General features: G+C 38.2%; 19 protein-coding genes. 13 read left to right on the top strand and 6 right to left on the bottom strand.

Translation table 11 applies throughout. The features are described from left to right. Window positions 1-9 precede the first annotated feature (9 nt). Both ACWIX0_RS07750 and ACWIX0_RS07745 read right to left on the bottom strand, forming a co-directional pair. On the bottom strand, window positions 10-2,190 hold the full coding sequence (locus tag ACWIX0_RS07750; RefSeq protein WP_454173384.1) for a dynamin family protein: 2,181 nt from the start codon (window positions 2,188-2,190) through the stop codon (window positions 10-12). Next, a complete protein-coding gene (locus tag ACWIX0_RS07745) occupies window positions 2,187-4,865 on the bottom strand; it encodes a dynamin family protein (protein ID WP_454173382.1) in 2,679 nt (892 codons plus the stop codon). Before ACWIX0_RS07745 ends, ACWIX0_RS07750 begins: the two co-directional genes overlap by 4 nt. A gap of 282 nt (window positions 4,866-5,147) precedes the next feature. Between ACWIX0_RS07745 and purC the strand changes: the two genes are divergently transcribed. The 7 genes from purC to ACWIX0_RS07710 all read left to right on the top strand — a co-directional run bounded on the left by purC (window position 5,148) and on the right by ACWIX0_RS07710 (window position 10,669). Beyond that, window positions 5,148-5,933, top strand: a complete 786-nt coding sequence (purC, locus tag ACWIX0_RS07740) for a phosphoribosylaminoimidazolesuccinocarboxamide synthase (RefSeq protein WP_454173380.1) — start codon at window positions 5,148-5,150, stop codon at window positions 5,931-5,933. A gap of 39 nt (window positions 5,934-5,972) precedes the next feature. Next, the gene (gene purS, locus ACWIX0_RS07735; RefSeq protein WP_454173378.1) at window positions 5,973-6,215 is read left to right on the top strand and encodes a phosphoribosylformylglycinamidine synthase subunit PurS; all 243 of its coding nucleotides are present in this window, start codon (window positions 5,973-5,975) and stop codon (window positions 6,213-6,215) included. 37 nt (window positions 6,216-6,252) lie between these two features. Beyond that, complete coding sequence (purQ, locus tag ACWIX0_RS07730) at window positions 6,253-6,909, top strand: phosphoribosylformylglycinamidine synthase subunit PurQ (RefSeq protein ID WP_454173376.1); 657 nt, start codon at window positions 6,253-6,255, stop codon at window positions 6,907-6,909. An 18-nt stretch (window positions 6,910-6,927) separates the two neighbouring features. Further along, the gene (locus ACWIX0_RS07725; RefSeq protein ID WP_454173375.1) at window positions 6,928-8,304 is read left to right on the top strand and encodes an SH3 domain-containing protein; all 1,377 of its coding nucleotides are present in this window, start codon (window positions 6,928-6,930) and stop codon (window positions 8,302-8,304) included. 58 nt (window positions 8,305-8,362) lie between these two features. Next, the gene (locus ACWIX0_RS07720; protein WP_454173373.1) at window positions 8,363-9,160 is read left to right on the top strand and encodes a 1-acylglycerol-3-phosphate O-acyltransferase; all 798 of its coding nucleotides are present in this window, start codon (window positions 8,363-8,365) and stop codon (window positions 9,158-9,160) included. Between the two features lie 316 nt (window positions 9,161-9,476). Next, window positions 9,477-10,223: an AAA family ATPase gene (locus tag ACWIX0_RS07715; RefSeq protein WP_454173372.1), complete on the top strand. Its 747-nt coding sequence runs from the start codon at window positions 9,477-9,479 to the stop codon at window positions 10,221-10,223. A 53-nt stretch (window positions 10,224-10,276) separates the two neighbouring features. Further along, window positions 10,277-10,669, top strand: coding sequence for a hypothetical protein (locus ACWIX0_RS07710; RefSeq protein WP_454173371.1), 393 nt, complete (start codon window positions 10,277-10,279; stop codon window positions 10,667-10,669). A gap of 349 nt (window positions 10,670-11,018) precedes the next feature. Here ACWIX0_RS07710 and dcd read toward each other — a convergent pair whose 3' ends face one another. Next, on the bottom strand, window positions 11,019-11,588 hold the full coding sequence (dcd, locus tag ACWIX0_RS07705; RefSeq protein ID WP_454173369.1) for a dCTP deaminase: 570 nt from the start codon (window positions 11,586-11,588) through the stop codon (window positions 11,019-11,021). A 143-nt stretch (window positions 11,589-11,731) separates the two neighbouring features. Between dcd and accB the strand changes: the two genes are divergently transcribed. The 6 genes from accB (at window position 11,732) to kdsB (ending at window position 16,675) form a co-directional block, all read left to right on the top strand. Then, window positions 11,732-12,220, top strand: a complete 489-nt coding sequence (gene accB / locus ACWIX0_RS07700; RefSeq protein ID WP_454173367.1) for an acetyl-CoA carboxylase biotin carboxyl carrier protein — start codon at window positions 11,732-11,734, stop codon at window positions 12,218-12,220. Continuing rightward, entirely contained in the window at window positions 12,221-13,735 is a 1,515-nt protein-coding gene (locus ACWIX0_RS07695) for an acetyl-CoA carboxylase biotin carboxylase subunit (protein ID WP_454173365.1), read from the top strand. It abuts the gene before it with no gap. 105 nt (window positions 13,736-13,840) lie between these two features. After that, entirely contained in the window at window positions 13,841-14,584 is a 744-nt protein-coding gene (locus tag ACWIX0_RS07690; protein WP_454173363.1) for a hypothetical protein, read from the top strand. Between the two features lie 250 nt (window positions 14,585-14,834). After that, window positions 14,835-14,957: a hypothetical protein gene (locus ACWIX0_RS07685; RefSeq protein ID WP_454173361.1), complete on the top strand. Its 123-nt coding sequence runs from the start codon at window positions 14,835-14,837 to the stop codon at window positions 14,955-14,957. A gap of 130 nt (window positions 14,958-15,087) precedes the next feature. After that, entirely contained in the window at window positions 15,088-15,834 is a 747-nt protein-coding gene (locus ACWIX0_RS07680; RefSeq protein ID WP_454173359.1) for a di-trans,poly-cis-decaprenylcistransferase, read from the top strand. A 73-nt stretch (window positions 15,835-15,907) separates the two neighbouring features. Beyond that, entirely contained in the window at window positions 15,908-16,675 is a 768-nt protein-coding gene (gene kdsB / locus ACWIX0_RS07675) for a 3-deoxy-manno-octulosonate cytidylyltransferase (RefSeq protein WP_454173357.1), read from the top strand. Between the two features lie 111 nt (window positions 16,676-16,786). On the opposite strand, the gene ACWIX0_RS07670 is transcribed toward kdsB, so the two are convergent. From ACWIX0_RS07670 to ACWIX0_RS07660, 3 genes are all read right to left on the bottom strand, one after another. Next, window positions 16,787-16,909 (bottom strand): hypothetical protein, encoded by a 123-nt coding sequence (locus tag ACWIX0_RS07670; protein ID WP_454173356.1) that lies wholly within the window; start codon window positions 16,907-16,909, stop codon window positions 16,787-16,789. Window positions 16,910-16,954: 45 nt separating this feature from the next. Further along, the gene (locus ACWIX0_RS07665; RefSeq protein ID WP_454173355.1) at window positions 16,955-18,202 is read right to left on the bottom strand and encodes an outer membrane beta-barrel protein; all 1,248 of its coding nucleotides are present in this window, start codon (window positions 18,200-18,202) and stop codon (window positions 16,955-16,957) included. Between the two features lie 11 nt (window positions 18,203-18,213). Beyond that, window positions 18,214-20,628, bottom strand: a 2,415-nt coding sequence (locus ACWIX0_RS07660; RefSeq protein ID WP_454173353.1) for a TonB-dependent receptor, incomplete at its 5' end; no start/stop codon positions are given.

Genomic DNA, 20,628 nt, shown 5'->3' with positions numbered 1-20,628 from the left:
GTCTTTATGTCATAAATCTTTATTTTTTAATCTATGTCGCTCATCTAAAAGTCGTTTTTTGGATTCTTTAAGCGCGTTTATTTGAGATAGCAAAGTAGGATATTTTGCTTCATAAATGCCATTTATTTTTTCACTTAAACTAAAAATAGAGGTTTTATATAGCGCATTTATTAGCAATAATTTATCTTGGAAAAGCAAAAAATGCAAGCCTTGATTTAGGCATTCGCGCACATTTTCAAGGCTTAGGCTAAAAGGCTCAAAATCGCTTGGATTTTCTAAATGTTTTTTAAGCGCGTAAGTCATTTTATTATCAAGGCTTTCTAGCGTTAGCTCTATGGTATTTTGGTATTGAAGTGTTAGGATATTTTTTAGGTTTGATAGCTCTATTTGTAGATGTTGGCATACTTCTTCTTGCAGTAGCAAGTATTCTTTTGAAAGAGAATCAATAAACGATGACAAAGACATTTTTGCAAAATCTACATTTTTTGATTTGCTATCTTTTTGGTTTTTGTCAAATATCTCTTTTTTGTCTTGTGCGGATAAAAAATCTAGCTTTTCAAAATCTTGTGTAGCAAAATCTTGCCTAATATATATATTTTCATACGCGCTGATTTTATGTCGCCACGCATCTAGCATAGATTCAAATTCGCGTTGTTGAGCGTGCAAAAAATCCCTAAAATATTTTCCAAAATCATTTATCATAAACCCGATTTTGATGAAATCTCTAAAAAATAGATTTTCACTTTTGGTTAGCTCGCTTTTTAGAGTGTCTTTTTCTAGCATCATTATAGATTTTTGTCTCAAAACGATTTTGCTTAGTCCTAGCGCGTTTTTTTGCGTGGTTTTATATGGGATTTGCTTTAGCACTTGGGAGTTAAAAATATATTGTGCTAGGCTATCGATCTTGGAATTTAGCTGTGGAAAAAGTGTGTCAAATCTAGCTTGCAAATCACTTTGATTTGCACAAAATCTCATTAGGGCTGCTTTTGTTTGCAAATGTTGGCTTAAGCGGATTCTAGCTTGGGTGGCTCTATGCACTCTAAAAGCCTCTTTGATAAGCAAAGATTCTAAAGAGCGCAACACTTTTTTTGTCTTTATCGCCGTTGTTTTTGTTTGCAATTCTTGGTGGATAAAATCTAGCACAGATTGCATATTTGAGCTAGCCCATAAGTGTTGTTTTTCTTTGGGATTTTTTTGGCTGTGAGAGTCAATAGCTTCTTTGGCAGAAATAGGGATAATATCAGCAAAAAATCCACTAAACGCGCTTTTTGAATATGCTAGGCTTGTGGCGATTTCGCTGTCATTTTTGAGCCTATCTTTTTGATTTAGGATACATAGGCTTTTGGCGGCGTATTTTTTGATATGAGATTCTAAAATATCTTTTTCGCTTTGCTTGCCTACATTATCAATTAGCGATAGCCATATAATCCCATCGACTTCCTCTAAAATCGCATTTGTGGTATCGGTATCGATTTGATTTTGCGAGTTAAACCCCGGGGTATCTAAAAAGGTAATATTTTTTAGCAAATCTAGCGGGGCAAGTAGCTTAAAATGCGATATGGTGGCGTTTTCTATGCTATCGATTTGGTGCAAATATGATAATGGCTTTAAGCCTATGCTAAAATCTTTGTAATGCACTTCTATCAAAAGATTTTGAAGCAAATTTTGAGGTGGATTTTGCGGTTTTTGCGGTTTTTGCGATAAGTTTTGTGTTTGTTGCGACATTGTTTGCAAAGAAGTTTGGGGTAGATTTTGATTAAAATCCATATTTTCTCCATAAGCGATTTCACACACTTTTGCCGTAACAGGTATCACCCCACTAGGCAAAATCTCCGCTCCCAAAAGCGCGTTTAAAAAGCTACTTTTGCCGCTTGAAAACTGCCCGATAATTGCGATTTTTAGATGGGATAGTCGCTCTTTTTGTATGGATTTTTCTAATCGTTGCAAAAATATTTCTTGGGCAGATTGTGAAAAATCACGCGCAATATTTTGTCTAAAATCCTGCGTGTTTGCATTATTTTTACCCGCAAAATCGCTTGGAAATCCTGCCAAAAGCTGACTTTGATTTAGCGCGTATCTTGTGGCATTTATCTCTTTTTGTAGTGGATTATTTGTCCCTAAATTTAGGCATTCTTGTATGAAAGATTCTAAGATATTTTCATTATTTGTTGTGAAATCACTATTACTCATTGCAATGCCTTTGTGATAATCTCTAATTCATTATAAATATCTTTTAATGCTTTATCTTTTGTCTTGCATTGTTCTTTTAGATTTTCTAAATCCGTGTTTTTTATCATTTCTAGGCTTTGGTTTATGGTGGATTGTATGGTGGCGATTTTAGATTTTATGATTTGTAGATTTGCTTGCAAAATCGTTTCAAACTCGCCTAAAAGCATAGATTTTATACTTGCATTGTTTTGTAAAATAGCCTCTTTAAGCAGGCTAAATCCCTCGCTAATCACGCCATCTAGCTTATCTCTAAATTCCACCTCTAGCGTGGATTTAGACGCATTTTTGTATTTGTTTATAAGGGTGTTAGTTTTATCCACGAGCACAGATTTTATCTCACCCAAAACCTCATCTTTTAGACTTGCTCCCATATATGATAAATTATTTGTAGATAAATCACTTGCGTTGTTATTTGTCGCTAAATCCGCAGAATCTATCTCGCTAGATTCTAATAAATCCATTTTTGCGCCTGCTATGTTTGCTTGCAAGCTAGCGATTTTTTGCGCGCTTTTGTAGCGATATTCGCGGGATAAATCAGAGCTTATATCCTCCACTTGCACACCTAATATTTGGTTTATGCGCTCTTTTGTGGGGGCATTGCCACGCGAAGTTTCATATAACATATCATCATATATTAGGCTATTTAGTCGCGCTTTGTTAGTATGTAGGCTTGTGGTGATGATTTTTTCTAGTCCTAAAAGATAAGACTCTAGCTCATCGCTAAGTATCCCAAAATCTTTTTTTTGCATTTCAAAAGAGCGCATTAGATGCTCTTGTTTTTCTTTTGTGGATTGCAGTATGGATTCTAGCTCATCTTTTGATGCGCTACTAAGCGATAGCCTAATGCCTACTTCCTCCATCTCTGCGCTAACTATCGCGCTAATGCCCCTATACGCACGATACAAAATATCCCTTTGTTTTTGACTATTTTCTCCTAGCAGGGCATTATCTAGGTAATCTTGCAATTTTGTGATACCTGTTTTTTCTTTGTCATAGCCTTTTGCGCTAGCTTGGGCGATGATTTGGGCGTTATTACTTGTATAGCCTAGCGCAAAATAGCTAGCTAGAGGGATAAAATCTATGCGCGATAAAAGCGCGTCTATATCGCCATCAAACCGTGCTTTTGTAAGCTCTTTTGCCAACGAATTACGCGTATAAGCAAGGCTAGATTCTAGCTCTTTTTGACTAAGTAAGTCTGCGCGACTAAGCACGACTAAAAGTCGGCTAACTTGAGATCTAAAAAGCGACTCTAAAATAAAATCCATATCCACTTGCGTAGCCGCACAGCTAGCATTCATAATATGTATCAGCAAATCACAATGAGAGATAAACTCACGCGTGATTTTTTCTCTAGCCCTTATTGGATCATCAAGTCCGGGTGTATCTACAATCTCTACGCTATGATTGCTTGTGTGAATATCGCTACTTGCATTGTTTGTGGCAAACTCTTTGCTTGCGTGCTGATTTTGCAAAAAAGGCAATGCCATAAAAAGCTCCACTTTTTTGATTAAGTTGCAATATTTTGTAGGGCTATTTGCCGAAGTATAATCACGCAATTCACTTATCTCTATCTCTTTTTGCCCCTGTGCTAAAAGAGTCTCTAGCCTATCTCCAAACGCCTCCTTTGTAGCGCGGACAAACTCGCCCATATTGCTTGATATATGATTTTGGCTAGTTTGATTATCGCAAGTTTCAAACTCTGCCCACTCTTGCTTGCTCCAAAAATGCACCCTTGCAAAATCTTTTTTTTCCATTTTGCTTGTCGCATTATCTGTCATAATAGGTCGCAAAATACTAAGATTTGCCGTCTCTGGTATCGTGCTAGTGCCTAAAATCTCCCTCCCCAAAAGCGCGTTTAAAAAAGTGCTTTTCCCCGCGCTTAGCACGCCTGTGATACCGATAGAAAATGATTGATTGGCATTTTTTTGCAAAATATTTTCTAGGGCTTGTGAATGTGCTTTAGAAATACCGATAGTTTCTAGCTGCTTTATGAGTGAGTGTAGCTCGCTTTGCAAGGATTTTAGGTTTAGGGATTTTTTGCTTGGATTTTGGTGTGATTTATGCTTTTTTGCATAGCTTTCAAATAGTCCTAAAAGTGCGCGAGTATAAGCCACACTCAAAAGATTTGCGCTATTTAGTCGCAAGATATAGGGGCTAAGTGCGACTAAACGCAGGGGGCTTAAATGCGATAAGATATACTTTTGGATAGATTTAAGTATGGCAAGATTTGGTGTGAAATCGTTGTTTTGTGTAAAATCTTGTTTAAAATCTTTGCTAATATTTTGCGCAAAATCTTGCAAAAAGCTAGCAAAGATTTTGCTTTTTGCAAAGGTATCAAAATTTTGCGTATTTGTGCTTAGGATAATGGCTAGTTGTTGTGGATTTTGTAAAATCTTTTGTGTTTTTTTTGAGTCTTTTAAGTCTTGGGAATCTTTTAAATCCTGTGGATTTTGTGTCAAATGCGTAGAATTTATGTCTGTTTTATCATCAGCTTTTATATTTGGGTAGATTATCTCACAAAAATCCCTCCATAAGCTAAATTGACTAGAATCTATCTCATAATCTAGCTTGCTAGATTGATTAAGCATATTTGTAGATATAGCAAAATCTTTATGTGTAGAATGCAGAGTTGGCATATTGCCTCGCTTTTTGATGAGTTTGTGTGGTTTTGCATTGTTGCGATTTAGCTTAAAATTGCGTTTAAAGCCGTGCTTAAAAATTTAAGATTGTAGCACAAAACTTTGCATAAGTATTTTAGATAAATTGCCTTTTAAAGCAAAACAAGATGAAAAAATGCTAAAATCTCGTTTTTGTTTTTGTGTAAAATTGCACCCACAAGATACAGCGTAATCAAAAGCAAACAGCGATTTACAAAACAAAAATCCCACCAAAACCACACAAACCACAAAGGACAATCTATGTCAAGCAATGATTTATCCCCCACTACAAATCCTGCTACAAATCATTTTGCAAATCCACCAACCAAACAAAATCTACTCTATGAGGGCAAAGGCAAAAAACTCTACGCTACGGAAAATCCACACCATATCATCGCAGAATTTAAAGATGACTTAACCGCATTTAACGCGCTTAAAAAAAGTAGTGAATCTGGCAAAGGCTCTCTAAATTGTCTTATTAGTTCAGCACTTTTTGAGATTTTGGCACAAAGGGGTGTGGCTAGCCATTTTATCGCTAGGCTTGATGAAAATAATATGCTATGCAAAAAAGTATCGATTATCCCGCTTGAAGTAGTCGTGCGAAATATCGCCACAGGCTCTTTGTCTAAACGACTTGGTATAGAAGATGGCAAGGTTTTGCCTTTTTCGCTTGTGGAGTTTTATTATAAAGATGATGCGCTAAATGACCCGCTTGTAAATGATGAGCATTGCGAGATTTTGGGCATCATAAATGACAAAAATGACTTAGCGATTTTGCGAGAAAAAGCCCTCAAGGTAAATGAGATTTTGTATGATTTTTTTGATAAACGCGGAGTAAAGTTGGTGGATTTTAAGCTAGAGTTTGGGCGAGAGATAAAAGATGGGCATAGCACAAAAGAGATTTTGCTAGCTGATGAAATCTCGCCTGATAGCTGCAGGCTGTGGGATAAAGCGACAAACAAAAAACTAGATAAAGATAGATTTCGTCAAGATTTAGGAAACCTAAAAGAGGCTTATGAGGAAATCTTGCATCGCATTCAAAACTAAGACTTTACCTTTTAAAATTTTAAAAATAAGGAAATATCAATGAGGGCAAAAGTAATTATTTCGCTAAAAGAAGGCGTGCTAGACCCGCAGGCAAAGGCTATTGCTAATGCTATAAAATCATTTAATATCGATGAAATACAAAGCGTGAGTATGGCAAAGCAAATCACGCTAGATTTTGGCAAATGTGATGAAAAAAAAGCACAAAATCTAGCCACACAAATTGCCAAAGATTTGCTAGCAAATCCTGTGATAGAGGACTATAAAGTCGAATTGCTAGATTAAGATTTGTCATAACTTATTAAAACAAAAAAGGATAAAAATGGTAGCCATAGCGCGATTTGCGGGGACAAACTGCGAATTTGATATGCAATATGTGTATGAAAAGATTTTAGGATTTCCTTGCAAGATAATCTGGCACAAAGACAAAGTACTACCCAAAGATACGCGCTTAGTCGTGCTAGCGGGGGGATTTAGCTATGGGGATTATCTGCGTAGTGGGGCGATAGCGCGATTTGCACCCATAATGGAAGCGATAAAAGATTTTGCCCAAAAAGGCGGGAGGGTGCTAGGAATCTGCAATGGATTTCAAATCCTAACAGAAGCAAAACTTTTGCAAGGCGCGCTAAAACGCAATAAAGACTTGCATTTTATCTCACAAAACCAAAATCTAATCATTTCAAACACAGATAATGCTTTTTTGCGACATTACAAAAAAGGCGAGGTTATCACTCTCCCCATAGCGCACGCAGATGGCAATTATTACTGCAAGCCAAGCGAGCTAGAAAATATGGAAAAAAATGGGCAGATTTTGCTAAAGTATGAGAGTGATATAAACGGCTCTGTGGCACAAATCGCAGGAATATGCAATGAGAAAAAAAATATCTTTGGGCTTATGCCTCACCCAGAGAGGGCGTGCGAAAAGCTACTAGGCAATGCAATCGGGCTAAAAATGCTAGAATCTATTTATCAGCATTAACAACATATAGGGGTAAAAATGACAAAACACAACAACTCATCTAGCAAATCATCTAATAAATTGATATGCAAAATCGCATTTTTGATATTTGCAAATATGGTAGGTATGGCACATATAGCAATCGCGCAAAATGAGTCAAACTCACAAAATCCGCAAAATCCACCAAGCCAAAATGAGCTAACTTTGGAGCAAATTTTAGAGCAAGATATACCAAATCAACCAAATGTTGATGAATTGCAAATGCCACAAGATTCTTATGATGATGAGGGTGTGGGAGGGTTTGGAAGCGAGAGTGAAAACATAAATGCCCCGCAAAATCCGCTAAACTCATCTGCGATTTATGCAAACCCTGATGAAAAACTACTATTTGTCAAAAACGCGACAAATGGGGAACTTTCAGGCAGGACTATCTATGTGGGGCAAAAAATCCATATCACTTATAATGCGTTGTTTTTTAATGGTGCGACTTTGAGCCAAAGCGCGTTTCAAGACAAAACCTCCACGGATAAAATCACTTTGCAAAATCCACTTGAAGTGTGGCAAAAAAGCCTAGAATCAGCCCAAAAGGGCGAGGATATGTATAGCATTACTTATGTGTTTAAGATAAAATCCTCAAATGCGATAATCCCCGCGTTTGAAGTAAATGCTATTAGCCAAGATGGCGGGGTGATTGATTCGTTTTTGGTAGAATCTATTGCGATAAATGCGCTTGATTTGCACCAAAACAAACGATATGTAGGCGTAGTAGCAGATAGATTAGAACTAGGGGCATACAAGGCTAGAAGCTATGATGAAGAGCATAATCTTGTGGCATTTGAGATAAATGCAAAAAATGCAAATTTAGAGGATTTCAAACTCCCAAGTGTCGAAAAACAGGGGATTGAGCGATCAAACTTTACAAATGCAGAATCTAGCGCAATTTTTTATGCCCTTATCCCCAAAAATATCCAATCAGTCAGCTTTGAGTATTTTTCTCTAAATAGCAATCGTTTTGAGGAGATTAGATTTCCTGCGATTCCAAATGGGCAAAATGCGGAGTTTCAAGAAGACTTAAAACCAAAAAATACTTACTTGCTATACACTGCGCTTGGCATAGCGGTGCTAGGGCTTTTGTGCGTGGGTGTGGGGTTTATCTCTAAAGCACCGCTTAGGTATGTTTTTTGGGTGTTGGCAGTGGGGATTTTTGCGTATTTGTTGCATTATATGCTATATAGCAAAAGTGGCGTTGTAAGCCCAAATAAGCATATTTGGATTTTGCCAACGCATAATTCTACTCTGCTAGAAACTACCACAAAGCCCATAGAAGTCAAAATCATAGGCGAATATAGCGGATATTATAAAATCATTACCCCTGAAGAAAAAGTCGGCTGGGTAAAACAAGATGATGTCGAATAATCTTTACAAAATCTTAAAGCTTGCTAAATCAACATATTTTTTCAAAAAAAGGGGATAAATGCAGCTAATAAAAGAAATATTTTATAAAGCAAAAGGGGTGTATGAAACGCTCGTAATTGCCGTTGGGCTAGCGTGCATTATGGTTGGGATTTTTTTCACTACTCACAAGGACAATGCCTTTAGTGCGCGCAGGACTTGCAAAATCTTTTTTTGGCTATCTCGCATAAACTTGCAAAAAATCGGCGAATTTGATGAGAGTGCCACGCTTATCATTATGAATCATCAAAGTGTCGCAGATATACTTTGCCTTGAAGCATATCACCCCAAAAATATTTGCTGGGTGGCAAAAAAGGAGCTAGGCGAGATTCCGCTTTATGGCTATGCGTTGCGCGCTCCACAGATGATTTTGCTAGATAGGGAGGATAAAAAAGGCTTAGCGTGGCTACTCAAAATCGCAAAAGAAAAAATCGATGAAAAACGCCCTATTGTGATATTCCCTGAGGGGACTAGGGGGAGAGGAGGGGAGAAGTTTTTGCCATTTAAAGCAGGTGCAAAAATGCTAGCTGAAAGATTTAACCTAAAAATCCAACCAATCGTGCTAATCAACACTCGCAAAGTCTATAATACTTCCCCGCTTGAAGCACGAAGCAATATCGCTAGAATGGTGCTTTTAGAATCTTTTTATGCAAATGAAATACCAAGCAAAAAGATATATTTTGGTAATGAAACGACAAAAAATACAAGCCCAAAAGATAGCGCAGATGAAGCCATAGACAATACGCAAGATTGGTATAAGGCATTAGAGCAAACAATGCAAGAAGTGTATTTAGAGCATTATAAGGAGTTAAATCCATAGTTAGATTTTTTAAAATGGCTTATTGCAAAAAAAATATTAGTTTTTTTGACAAAGGGTTTTGTGGTTGTTTTGTGATTTTTGTATATAAAAATCGCGTGTATTTTGACACTAAATTTCAAGCTACCAAAATCTTTTATTTTTAGTTTTTATCAACTTTTATAAATATTTGCATTTGTTACTTATGGTTACTACGCTATGTAATTTTTTATGTTTTTGTAGTTTAAATATTGCTTTTTTAAATGAAAAAAGATATATTACTTCTCAAATTAAAGTTTGCTCTAAAGTTGGAGTTTGAAATTTAAGGAGGCAAACAAAAATGGCTAAAAAAAGTGATACTCATCAAGCCAATATCATAACCGTAGCCAACCAAAAAGGTGGCTCTGGAAAAAGCACGATAGCCATAAATTTAGCGGTAAAATTGCTAGAATTTTCTAGCAAAGTGCTTGTTATGGATACTGACCCTCAAAAAAGCATTGAGACTTTTACCAATATCCGTGAGAGCGAATCAAATGTAAGCAAAAATCTAAAATATTTTACCCTATCAAATCGCACAGGCAATATCGCAGAATCCCTAAAACAATTCCTTGAGCTATATGAGTATATCATCATCGACACAGGTGGTATCGATAGTCAAGAGTCTCGCAAAGCAATGCTATATGCAGATTCTATCATTTTACCTACCACTCCTTCTCAACTTGATGTAGATGTATTGCAAACAATGCTACAAACACTAACCGAAATCAAAGACATAAATGATGAAGTGAAAATCTTAATTTTGATGAATAAAATTAGCACAAATGTATTTCTAGGCAAAGATTTGCTTGAATACAAAAAAACCATCGAAAAAATTCAAAAAAATCTTGGGGTAAAAGATGGTTTTTATCTTTTAGGGAGTGTGCTAAAAGATCGCATTGCATACAAAAGAGCTATTAGCGAGGGGCTTGGTATCTCTGAATACAGCGATGCGAAAGCTAAGGCTGAATTTGAGGAAGTATTTGCAGAGTTTGTAAAAATCGGGGATTTGCCGACTTTGAAATCCTCAAATTCTAAGAAAAAGAAATAGCACAAAGCTATTTCTATCCCCAACCTAAAACCACCAAGACACAAGGAGACACAATGGCAAACACAAGAAGCAAAATCAACAAGATTAACAAAATCGAGGGTAGCCCAAAAGCTCAAAAAATCATCTCAAAAGCACAAACAAGCTCTAGCAGAACAGCTAGCAAAAAACCAGCCTCTAGGACTACAAAAGCGAGCGCAAAAAAACCGCGCACTTTATCAAAAGCAAAAGCAGGTGCAAAAAAAGTCGTAGCAAAAGTCGCTAAGAGAATCAAAAAAGATTTGTCTTTTAGAGTAAATGATAAATCCCTTGCAAAAATCGAAGCGTTTTTCAAAGAATTTGCTAAAAATGCAGAGGCTAAAAGCGCGTTTATCGAAGAAGCGGTTTTGAAGCATATCAAAAAGGTTTCCAAAAAGGGCAAATCTAAGCTTAAAAAACTTAAGAAATAATAGGCTTAAAAAGTCTTTGTATCACTATTTATAAGCTAGAATCCAAGTCGCAGTTCTTTAAGATTTTATCTTAGCGTTGTGGTTTGGATTTTGGCAAAAACTAGCAAGATTAGTAGAAATTAGTAGAATTTGTAAAATCTAAATTTTGCTAAGTTTTTAAAGTATTAAATAGCAAAGCTAATGTATCTTTGCATTTCACACAATTTTTAAGCATAGCTAGATTCAAAAATCAAAATAGGCTTTTTGCTTAAACATTTGATTGCAACTTGCGTTGTTATTTAACGCTATTTTGACTTACTTACTCCCCCAAACATTACTATAAACCACCCGCAAATTTACCTCTTTTTGATTATTTCTCTAAGATTCTAGGGAGTGTGATGCCCCTTTGTCCTTGATATTTGCCACCTCTATCTTTGTAGCTTACCTCACACATTTCATCACCTTGAAAAAACAGCACTTGAGCGATACCCTCATTTGCGTAGATTTTGGCAGGCAGTGGCGTAGTGTTGCTAATCTCAATAGTGATATGCCCCTCAAATTCTGGCTCAAAAGGCGTTACATTGACAATGATTCCACACCGCGCATAAGTGCTTTTGCCTAGACAGATTGCAAGCGTATCGCGTGGCATTTTAAAATACTCCACCGTATGTGCGAGCGCAAAGGAGTTTGGCGGGACTATGCAAAATCCGTCTTTTGCCTCTTTGGTGATGACATTATTTTCGTGGAAATTTTTTGGATCCACCACCATAGAATCCACATTGCTAAATATCATAAATTTGCTTCCCACGCGAATATCATAGCCATAGCTTGAAAGCCCAAAAGATACGATATTTTTGCCTACTTGCTTTTCGCAAAATGGCTGTATCATATCGTGCTCTAGGCTCATTTGTCGTATCCATTTATCAGATTTTAGCCCCATTTTTATCCTTTATTTTGGTAGTTTTAGTTGTGTTTTTGTATTGCTATTTCGCGGTTTAAATCGTTTAAAATATTGTTTTAGCCATTTTATTTTTGTAAATATGCTATTATACAAGATTTACTTTGCTTCATAAAGGATTTTTGATGAATTTAGCAGACATCAAACGACTGATTGAGATTTTTAACAATAGTCAAATAGCAAAACTAAGCCTTAGAGAAGATAATTTTGAGCTAAAACTAGACAAAAGCTACACTCCATCTACTCCCACCACGCAAGCACCCATAGCTCCGCTAGCCCCACTCTCTACCCAAGTAGCTCAACCCACACAAACCTTGCCCCAAGAACCTATCGATAGCACACCACCTCCTTCAAGCCAGTCAAATTCTAAAAGTGGTGATTTTATCACCTCGCCTATGGTTGGGACATTTTATCACCGCCCTAGCCCAGAGGCAGCCCCCTATGTCGCTGTGGGCGATACGATTAAAAAAGGGCAGACTATCGGTATCATCGAAGCGATGAAAATAATGAATGAAATCGAAGCAGAATTTGACTGCAAAATCCTAAGCATAGAAACAGATGATGGGCAACCTGTGGAGTATGGAAGCCATCTAATCAAAGTGGAAAAACTATAAATGAAACAAACTAAGCAAAACAAAGCCAGCACATTGGCACATAACCAAACTTCCACAAAATCTAGCACGGCAAAATCTATGACAAACAAATCTATACCAAGCACAAAATCTAGCACCACAAAAACTAGTGCGCAAGATCAATCCACCACACAAACAAAACAAGCAACTAAGCCCAAAAAGCTAGAGCGCATTCTCATAGCTAATCGTGGCGAAATCGCGCTTCGTGCCATACGCACGATTCAAGAAATGGGCAAGCAAGCCATTGCGATTTATTCTACGGCGGATAAAGACACGCATTACCTTGATGTCGCTGATGTCAAAATCTGCATAGGTGGGGCAAAATCTAGTGAAAGCTATCTAAATATCCCTGCGATTATGAGCACGGCGGCATTAGTCGATGCAGACGCGATTTTCCCGGGATATGGATTTTTGAGCGAAAATCAACATTTTGTCGAAATCTGCGATCATCACGGAGTGGAGTTTATAGGACCAAGTAGCGATGTGATGGTGCTAATGAGTGATAAATCTAAAGCAAAAGATGTGATGAAAGACGCAGGCGTGCCTGTGATAGAGGGGAGCGATGGCGCACTAAAAGATTATAATCAAGCCTACGAAGTCGCCCAAAAAATCGGCTACCCTGTAATCCTAAAAGCCGCCTCAGGTGGTGGCGGACGCGGAATGCGTATCGTGGAGAATGAAAGCCTGCTAAAAAACCTATATCTTGCCGCTGAAAGTGAAGCTCTAAGCGCGTTTGGCGATGGCACGATATATATGGAAAAATTTATCAATAAACCAAAACATATCGAAGTGCAGATTCTAGCCGATAAGCACGGCAATGTTTTGCACATTGGCGAGCGTGATTGTTCAGCACAGCGCAGACAACAAAAACTCATTGAAGAAACCCCCGCTGTGGTGCTAGCCCCTGAAGTGCGCGAAAATCTACTAAAAACCGCCGTAAAAGCCGCCAAACATATCGGTTATGTGGGGGCTGGGACATTTGAATTTTTACTAGATTCTAATAATAAAGATTTTTTCTTTATGGAGATGAATACTCGCTTGCAAGTAGAACACACGGTAAGCGAAATGGTAAGCGGGCTTGATTTGGTAGAATGGATGATACGCATAGCAGAGGGCGAAAAACTCCCTAGCCAAGAAGAAATCACATTTCGCGGGCATAGCATAGAATGCAGAATCACCGCTGAAGACCCTGTGAAATTTTACCCAAGTGCTGGCAAAATCACCCAATGGATAACGCCCGGTGGAGCAAATGTGAGGCTTGATAGCCACGCTTATGCGGGCTATGTCGTCCCTATGTTTTATGACTCGATGATAGGCAAGCTAATCGTATGGGGCGAGGATAGAAACAAAGCTATTGCAAAAATGAAACGCGCATTGAAGGAATTTAAGATAGAGGGCATCAAAAGCACGATTCCATTTCATATCAAAATGATGGGAAATGCAGATTTTTTAAAATCCAAAATCCACACCAAATACCTTGAGCAAGATATGGAATAGACTTTGCAACAAGTCGCTATGATAAATGCGCTTTTGTGCGGATTTTGTGAGGGGATTTTGACTTAGCACAAAGCCATTTAGAATAAAAATCTATTTGGAGAACAAATGCAAATCAAAGCAGATTCTAAGCCATTACGCATAAGTGAGCCAAACAACAGTCCCAACACAAATAATGCAAATAACCCGCAAGATAGCAATAAAGTCGCGCAAAAGCAAACACTATCCGCAGAATCTTTCAAAACAAAACCTACTTCATTAGAAAATGTAGATTCTCTACAAAAATCTTACCATACAAAAAGCCATAACCTAAACGCGATAAATATCGCGCTAGGCGAGCTAGAGCTAATGACAAAGACGCTAAATAGCCTACAAAAATATCAAAAAAACTATGAAAAACTAGCCCTAAAGCTAGAAGAAGCACAGGAAAATGAAAATGATGAATCTATGCAGGCTATCGAGCAAGAATCTCAAAAAATCTATGAAAAAATGCAAAATCTATATGAAGGCGCAAACTTTAATGGCAAAAATGTGTTTAGCCAAGACTATACAAATATCCTTCCAGAAGTCGCCCTAGATGGCAAAAAAGCAAATCCAAACACCCTAGAAATCAAAAATACTCAAAGCGTGCGTGAGTATGCAAATATGCTAAAAGAGCAAAAACTGCACGCAAAAACTGCACGCAAAATCCTCTACAAACGCGCACAAAGCGAAATGGACGAGCTAGCAAAAACCGATAAAAGCTATGAAAAAATCAATAGAGATATGCTACTAAGCGAGGAGTTTAAGGCTGCACAAGGTGGGAGGGGGATTCGCGCTGAGAGAGTGTGGCAACTGCTAAACCTACACTAATATGAGATTTTGCTTCGCTAAAAATGACAATGTCGATATGTTAGTCTTTGTCATCAGTATGATAAAAATGTCGTAATTGTGAGATTTTAGGTTTGTGTCAAACAAGCAAAGCGAAGTTTCTTTAGAAAAAGCATAAAATCGTGGAAATCTATGCTTTTTGTCATACTAAGCTTTTTTTAAAAAGAAAAATATCTCTATATTTCAATACGATAAGAGCAATATTTCGCTCACTTCGTTAGACAAGGTTTCGTTGGCTAAGTATGACAAAAATTTGAAAAAATCATTGCTACACTTAGCAATGACAAAAACAATAAGTTACCACAAAAATGACGCGGATTTTAGCGATGATGATATTTTCTTTATCATCGCTTAGCAAAGTAATGTTTGCGTGTCAAATGTTTGTGCGTGGTTTTTGCAGGAAAAGTGTTTTTTTATTAAGGATATAATACGCATTTGCAAATGCTAAACACGCAAAAAGCCCACAATTCTAGCAAAGGCACAAAATGTCAAAATCTAAAATCCTCTTAGATTCTAGTCCAAATCTATCTCATCTAGCTATCATAATGGATGGCAATGGCAGGTGGGCGCAAAATCGTGGCAAAAGTCGCAAAGCTGGGCATAAAGAGGGGGCAAAAAGAGTGCGCGAAATCACTACTTGGTGTGCCAAAAACCATATCGCTTATCTTACGCTTTATGCGTTTTCCACAGAGAATTGGAATCGTCCAAAACAAGAAGTAGATTTTTTGCTAAAACTGCTTGCTAAATACCTAAAAGATGAGGCAAAAACATACCACAAACACCAAATAAGATTCCGTGCTATCGGCGATATAAGCGCGTTTAGCAAGGAACTACAAAACCTAATCAAACACCTAGAATCTAGCACCAAAAGCTACACAAACCTAACCCAAACCCTAGCCCTAAACTATGGCTCAAAAGATGAGCTAGCGCGCACATTTGCTAAAATCCAACAAAATCTAAACCAAAATCCACAAAAAAAGCTAAATCAAAATCTAAATTCCGCCAAAATCCAATCACTTATCGAGCAACATTTGGATACTTGTGGATTGCCTAGTGTGGATTTGCTTATCCGCACAGGCGGGGAGCAGCGATTATCAAACTTCCTTTTGTGGCAGGCTAGCTATGCAGAGCTATTTTTTAGCAAGAGTTTTTTTCCTGATTTTGACACCGATGAGCTAGAAAAAATCATCATTGATTTTAGCAAGAGGACTAGGCGATTTGGCGGGCTATGATATGGCAAACTCCAAATGCTTAAAAACCTCAACATAAAATCTACCAACCATAAAAAATACTAAGGAGCAACAAATGATAATTATCCCAGCTAGACTTGCCTCCACGCGCTTTGCTAATAAAATCTTAGCCGACATACAGGGCGAACCTATGCTAATAAAAACCGCAAAAAACGCTAGCAAAGTCGATGAAGTCTGCATAGCCTGCGATGATGAAATGGTGCTAAATATCTGCAAACAAGCAGGGCTAAAATCTGTGCTAACCTCAAAGCACCACCAAAGCGGGACAGATAGGTGCAATGAAGCTGCACAAAAACTAGGGCTAAAAAGCGATGAAATCATCATAAATATCCAAGCTGATGAGCCGTTTTTAGAACCTACCGTGATACATACTTTGCAAAATCTAATGCAACATAAAGCACGCAAAAATCCACCATTTATGGCAAGCTGTGCCAAAAAAATAAGCGAACAAGAAGCACATAATCCAAACCTTGTCAAAGTCGTGCTAAACGCCAAAAATGAGGCAATTTATTTTTCGCGCTCTATGATTCCGTTTTGGCGAGATAAAGACACTGCCAAAGCTAAACATCTGCAAAATAGCGCAATGCCAACATATTATGGACATTTAGGAGTGTATGGGTATAGTGTGGAGTCTTTGCGTGAGTTTTGCGCCCTGCCAAATGACATAGATTCTAGCCCGCTAGAGCATATCGAAAAGCTAGAGCAACTCCGCGCAATCTATCAGGGCAAGACTATCCAAATGGCAATCGTGCAAAGTCAAAGCATAGGCATAGACACCAAAGAGGATTTAGAGAGGGCATTAGCGATATTTAGTGGCAATTAGCAAGAAAATGGATATTTTGCAGCATTAAAATCAGTAAAATCTATGCGGGGGGTTTTTGGTAAAATCTGTGCGTAGTTTTTGGAATTTTAGGTTTTTATCGTTTTTTAGATTCTAAAGTTTTTGGTTAGGTTTGAGGGTTTTTTCATCGTTTTTGTTGAAGTTGTTGATTTTATCGATTTGGTTTATGTTGGTGGATTTGATAGCCTCCCAAATCATACCCCATAAACACTTCATAAACCACCAAAAGCCACCATAAAACCTCTAATGCAAAATCAAACTTTACTTTAAGATTTCAAATGTGTAAATATATCTCACCCCCACACTCCATAGCTCTGCAAATCCACCGCTTAACCTCGTTGTAGTAGTTTTGTCATTTACGACATTTTCGCTACTTGCCTTATAGCTTAGTTGATACATAGGCAGGGCAAAAGCTAGCTCCACACTATTATTTCTAGCGATATTTGCTTTCACTCCAACATTTAGGGCAAAATCAAATCCGCCTTTTGGGAAACTACCATTATTTAGCGCATTTAGTCGCCTATTTATCGCATCTATATCATCGCTAAAATACGAAGTCCCGCCGATTCGCACCCCTGCAAATAGCCCAAGCACAAGCGGAAATCTTTGTTTGTTGGTTTTGTGTGTCTTGGTGGCTTTTTGTTGTAGTTTGATAGATTTGTGATATTTTTGTGCCTTATTTACATTAGTGTAGGTGTTATTAGCGTAGGTATTTGAGATGATAAAATTTAGCAACAAATCAACACTTAGCCCATAGCGCAATAAAGTAGATTTTAGTCCCCTTTCATTGCTTGCAAAATCAATATGGCTAGCACTTATATCTGCATAGGAGCGCATTCCTAACTGCACGATTTTAAAAGGCTCTAAAAATCCAGCATAGCCAAACAAAAGCGAATATATTACCCCATCGCCTTTTGCATTTATGGGGGATTCTAGTTGTGTTGTAGTGGTAGTCATAGCCCTTGCCTCTGCGCCTATCACACCTGTTATGACTTTGATTTGACTTATTATTTGTTCATAATTTTGCGTGAATCTAAAAGGACTATAATGTATCCCAAGACCTAAAATAATGCCACTTGATTCGCCTATTTTGGTATTGAGAGATTTGCTCACTTTATCATTGTGAGATTCGACAGATTCGCCCTCCATTGCGTGAGATTCACTTACTTTGTCATTACGATTCGCCAAATCTACATTGTAATTGTGAGATTCGCCCTTTTGTTCCCCCTCCCTTGCGGAGGGGGTTAGGGGGTGGGTAGAATCCACGCTATCAAATTCAGTATTTTTAGAATCTTTGGCGTTTTTATACCCACCCCCTGTGTCCCCCTCCGCAAGGGAGGGGGAAATTTTTGGAGATTCTGCCTCCGCAAGAGAGGGGGAAGATTCAGATTCGCCACTTGTCAAATTATCATCAATGGAGGTGGAAATTTTTGATTCACGCAAATCTGCAAATCCCACTTGCGACAATGCCACAAAGCCCAAAAATATCCCAAACATTACTTTTTTCATAACTTCTCCCCTTAAAATTTATATCCCACTTGAAACCAAAATTGTCGTCCTGTCTCATACACCGCAAAATCCGTTAGCCCCGTGCTTCCCGTTACGCTAGAGATTCCCGGCGTTACGCCATTTGTTACAAGCGCGCCTTGCATCGTGGTTTTATTCCGCGCATTTAGCACATTAAAAATATCCATATTCACATACAGCGTATGGCGCATTTTCTCACCACGATAAATATCCACTTCAAAGCCCACGCGCATATCCCAATTAAACGCACCATTAAAAGGGATTTTGTCATAGCGCGGATAGTTTTCGCCATTTATGTTAATCCCGCCATTTGCTAGCATTCGCTCATATTTTGCACGAAATCGAAAAAAGTTATTTAGCATCCACCTTGTGCGCCCGACATTAAATCTATGCGTGGTGTTAAATCGCAAAGTCCAAGGACGCAAGAAATTTTCCACAGGTCTATCGCGGTAGTGCATTAGTTTGCCATCATAGTAAATCATTCCATTGTTTGTGTATTCGCTATCATCTCTATCCGTGCCATTATGCGTGTTAAACCACACATTATATCCGCGTTTTGTATGCGTCCAATCTAGCGCGAAAAGATAGTGATGAGATACTCCAAAAGTTTGGATAGGCTTTATATTTTGAATGATAAATGCCACTATGTCGCTTTCCGAGCTACCATTATTATTCCAATAATAATCCGCGCGACTTTGCACATTTCCCGTATCTTGTCGCATTATCTCATCGCGTCCAAATCTATGAATATATTTTATCCCCATTTCAAAAATGTCTAATTGCTGTGTGATTCCGCCCATTAGCTCATCATCATAGGGGACTTTTAGCTTATCAAAGTGAAAAAAGCTAGATAGATTGTAATCATTTTGCTCTGCCCACGCAGTAGGTGTATTTACTTCGATACAATTTGCCTGTCCTTCCCTTGTGCACATACTTCTACGATACACTTTCCACGAGCTAACACCTTGCGCATAGAGCCAATATGTAAAGAGATTGCGCCCGTAGTAGCGATTTGCCCCAAAGGTTAGCTTTGTGCGCCATTGCTTTGGTGCGGGTGTGGTGTAGTTTATCGCAAATCGCGGGGCGATACTATGTTTCCCCATATAGCTATCGCCATCATAGCGGATTCCCGGGCGCATATTTAAATATCCGCCATCGCCTAAATCCACACTAATATCATCTTCTAAATACGCATTAAAATTTTTGCCCCAATATTCGTATTTACCTTTGGGGCGTAGGCGAATCGTGCTTTGAAATTGTCCGTAGTTATTTGGATTTGGCTGTCCCGTAGTTGTATTTAGCGTTTTAGATTCCGAGCAAGAATCCGCAAATCCCATCGAATCTACCCCACAATGTTGCGCCGCATTAGAAATCATTGTAGGCGCACCTTGATTCCAATACACATCATTTAGATAATCTCTTACAATTTGAAAGCTATCCAAACCCACGCCGAATCGAATCGTATTTGTCATTAGCGAAAAAGTTATGGGATTTGATTCAAATTCACTTTTTAACTCTGCCTTATTTTGTAGCTGATCTACATTTCCCCACCCACCTTCATAGATTAGCATTCGCATTCCCGCCCAATCTTTATCCACGCTACGATACCAAAAATAAAAATGATCGCTATCGCCCCGCCGTGAGTTTTCTAGGTTTGAGTAGCCAAATGTATTTGTCCAAAGTCCCACAGGCGTTTGCCATATCACTTTTGCGCCACTTTGGATTCCGCCACTATCCATCGCATAGTAGCTATCTTTTGCGGCGTCATTGTAGTAGGTATTATACTGCGGTGCATAGCCGATATTTGCCTCTAGCCTAATATAATCGCTAGCATCATAATGCAATTTTAAGTAGTAATTATAGCTTTGTCGTTTTTGCTCTCTCTTATCATCTTGCCCCGGTCCATAATCATAAGTGCCTGTGTCTGTTTTGCGTATATTGCGAAGCGGGATAAAGCTCTGCGTAGTGGTAAAACTCGCCACAAATCCTAGCTTTTGGGTAATATAGCCCTCCAAACTTGACTTTATCAAATGCTTTGTAAATTGTGGTTGATAAGTCTCACTATAGCTACTCCAAAGCCTTTGCCACGCGCTAATTTGCTGCCCATTCATTGTGTTTGTTTGCACGGTGTCATCGATATGATATTGTGTAAGCGAAAATTTGCTTACATCTGCGTTGCCCTGTGTGAATTGATAGCTTACATTTGCGCCATATTTTTTGCTAGGACGCCGTGTGTTTGCATCCACTACGCCACCTGTAAATCCTCCATAGCTTGCAGAAATATTAGAATCTTGCACGGTGATAGATTCTAGTAAAGAAGTGTCGATATTTAGTCCTTGAGATTGTCCCTTTGCCCCGCCATAATAGCCCGTAGTTCCCATAGGATTTATATCATTATTCATATTCAT

The sequence above is a fragment of the Helicobacter sp. T3_23-1059 genome, assembly GCF_053654515.1.
The sequence above is the reverse complement of the archived record's forward strand: the minus strand, read 5'-3'. Positions and strand labels throughout refer to the sequence as shown.

Coding starts and splice junctions, on each gene's coding strand:
- ACWIX0_RS07750 (WP_454173384.1), bottom strand. CDS start 2,190: ATGAGTAATAGTGATTTCACAACAAATAATGAAAATATCTTAGAATCT.
- ACWIX0_RS07745 (WP_454173382.1), bottom strand. CDS start 4,865: ATGCCAACTCTGCATTCTACACATAAAGATTTTGCTATATCTACAAAT.
- purC (WP_454173380.1), top strand. CDS start 5,148: ATGTCAAGCAATGATTTATCCCCCACTACAAATCCTGCTACAAATCAT.
- purS (WP_454173378.1), top strand. CDS start 5,973: ATGAGGGCAAAAGTAATTATTTCGCTAAAAGAAGGCGTGCTAGACCCG.
- purQ (WP_454173376.1), top strand. CDS start 6,253: ATGGTAGCCATAGCGCGATTTGCGGGGACAAACTGCGAATTTGATATG.
- ACWIX0_RS07725 (WP_454173375.1), top strand. CDS start 6,928: ATGACAAAACACAACAACTCATCTAGCAAATCATCTAATAAATTGATA.
- ACWIX0_RS07720 (WP_454173373.1), top strand. CDS start 8,363: ATGCAGCTAATAAAAGAAATATTTTATAAAGCAAAAGGGGTGTATGAA.
- ACWIX0_RS07715 (WP_454173372.1), top strand. CDS start 9,477: ATGGCTAAAAAAAGTGATACTCATCAAGCCAATATCATAACCGTAGCC.
- ACWIX0_RS07710 (WP_454173371.1), top strand. CDS start 10,277: ATGGCAAACACAAGAAGCAAAATCAACAAGATTAACAAAATCGAGGGT.
- dcd (WP_454173369.1), bottom strand. CDS start 11,588: ATGGGGCTAAAATCTGATAAATGGATACGACAAATGAGCCTAGAGCAC.
- accB (WP_454173367.1), top strand. CDS start 11,732: ATGAATTTAGCAGACATCAAACGACTGATTGAGATTTTTAACAATAGT.
- ACWIX0_RS07695 (WP_454173365.1), top strand. CDS start 12,221: ATGAAACAAACTAAGCAAAACAAAGCCAGCACATTGGCACATAACCAA.
- ACWIX0_RS07690 (WP_454173363.1), top strand. CDS start 13,841: ATGCAAATCAAAGCAGATTCTAAGCCATTACGCATAAGTGAGCCAAAC.
- ACWIX0_RS07680 (WP_454173359.1), top strand. CDS start 15,088: ATGTCAAAATCTAAAATCCTCTTAGATTCTAGTCCAAATCTATCTCAT.
- kdsB (WP_454173357.1), top strand. CDS start 15,908: ATGATAATTATCCCAGCTAGACTTGCCTCCACGCGCTTTGCTAATAAA.
- ACWIX0_RS07670 (WP_454173356.1), bottom strand. CDS start 16,909: ATGAAGTGTTTATGGGGTATGATTTGGGAGGCTATCAAATCCACCAAC.
- ACWIX0_RS07665 (WP_454173355.1), bottom strand. CDS start 18,202: ATGAAAAAAGTAATGTTTGGGATATTTTTGGGCTTTGTGGCATTGTCG.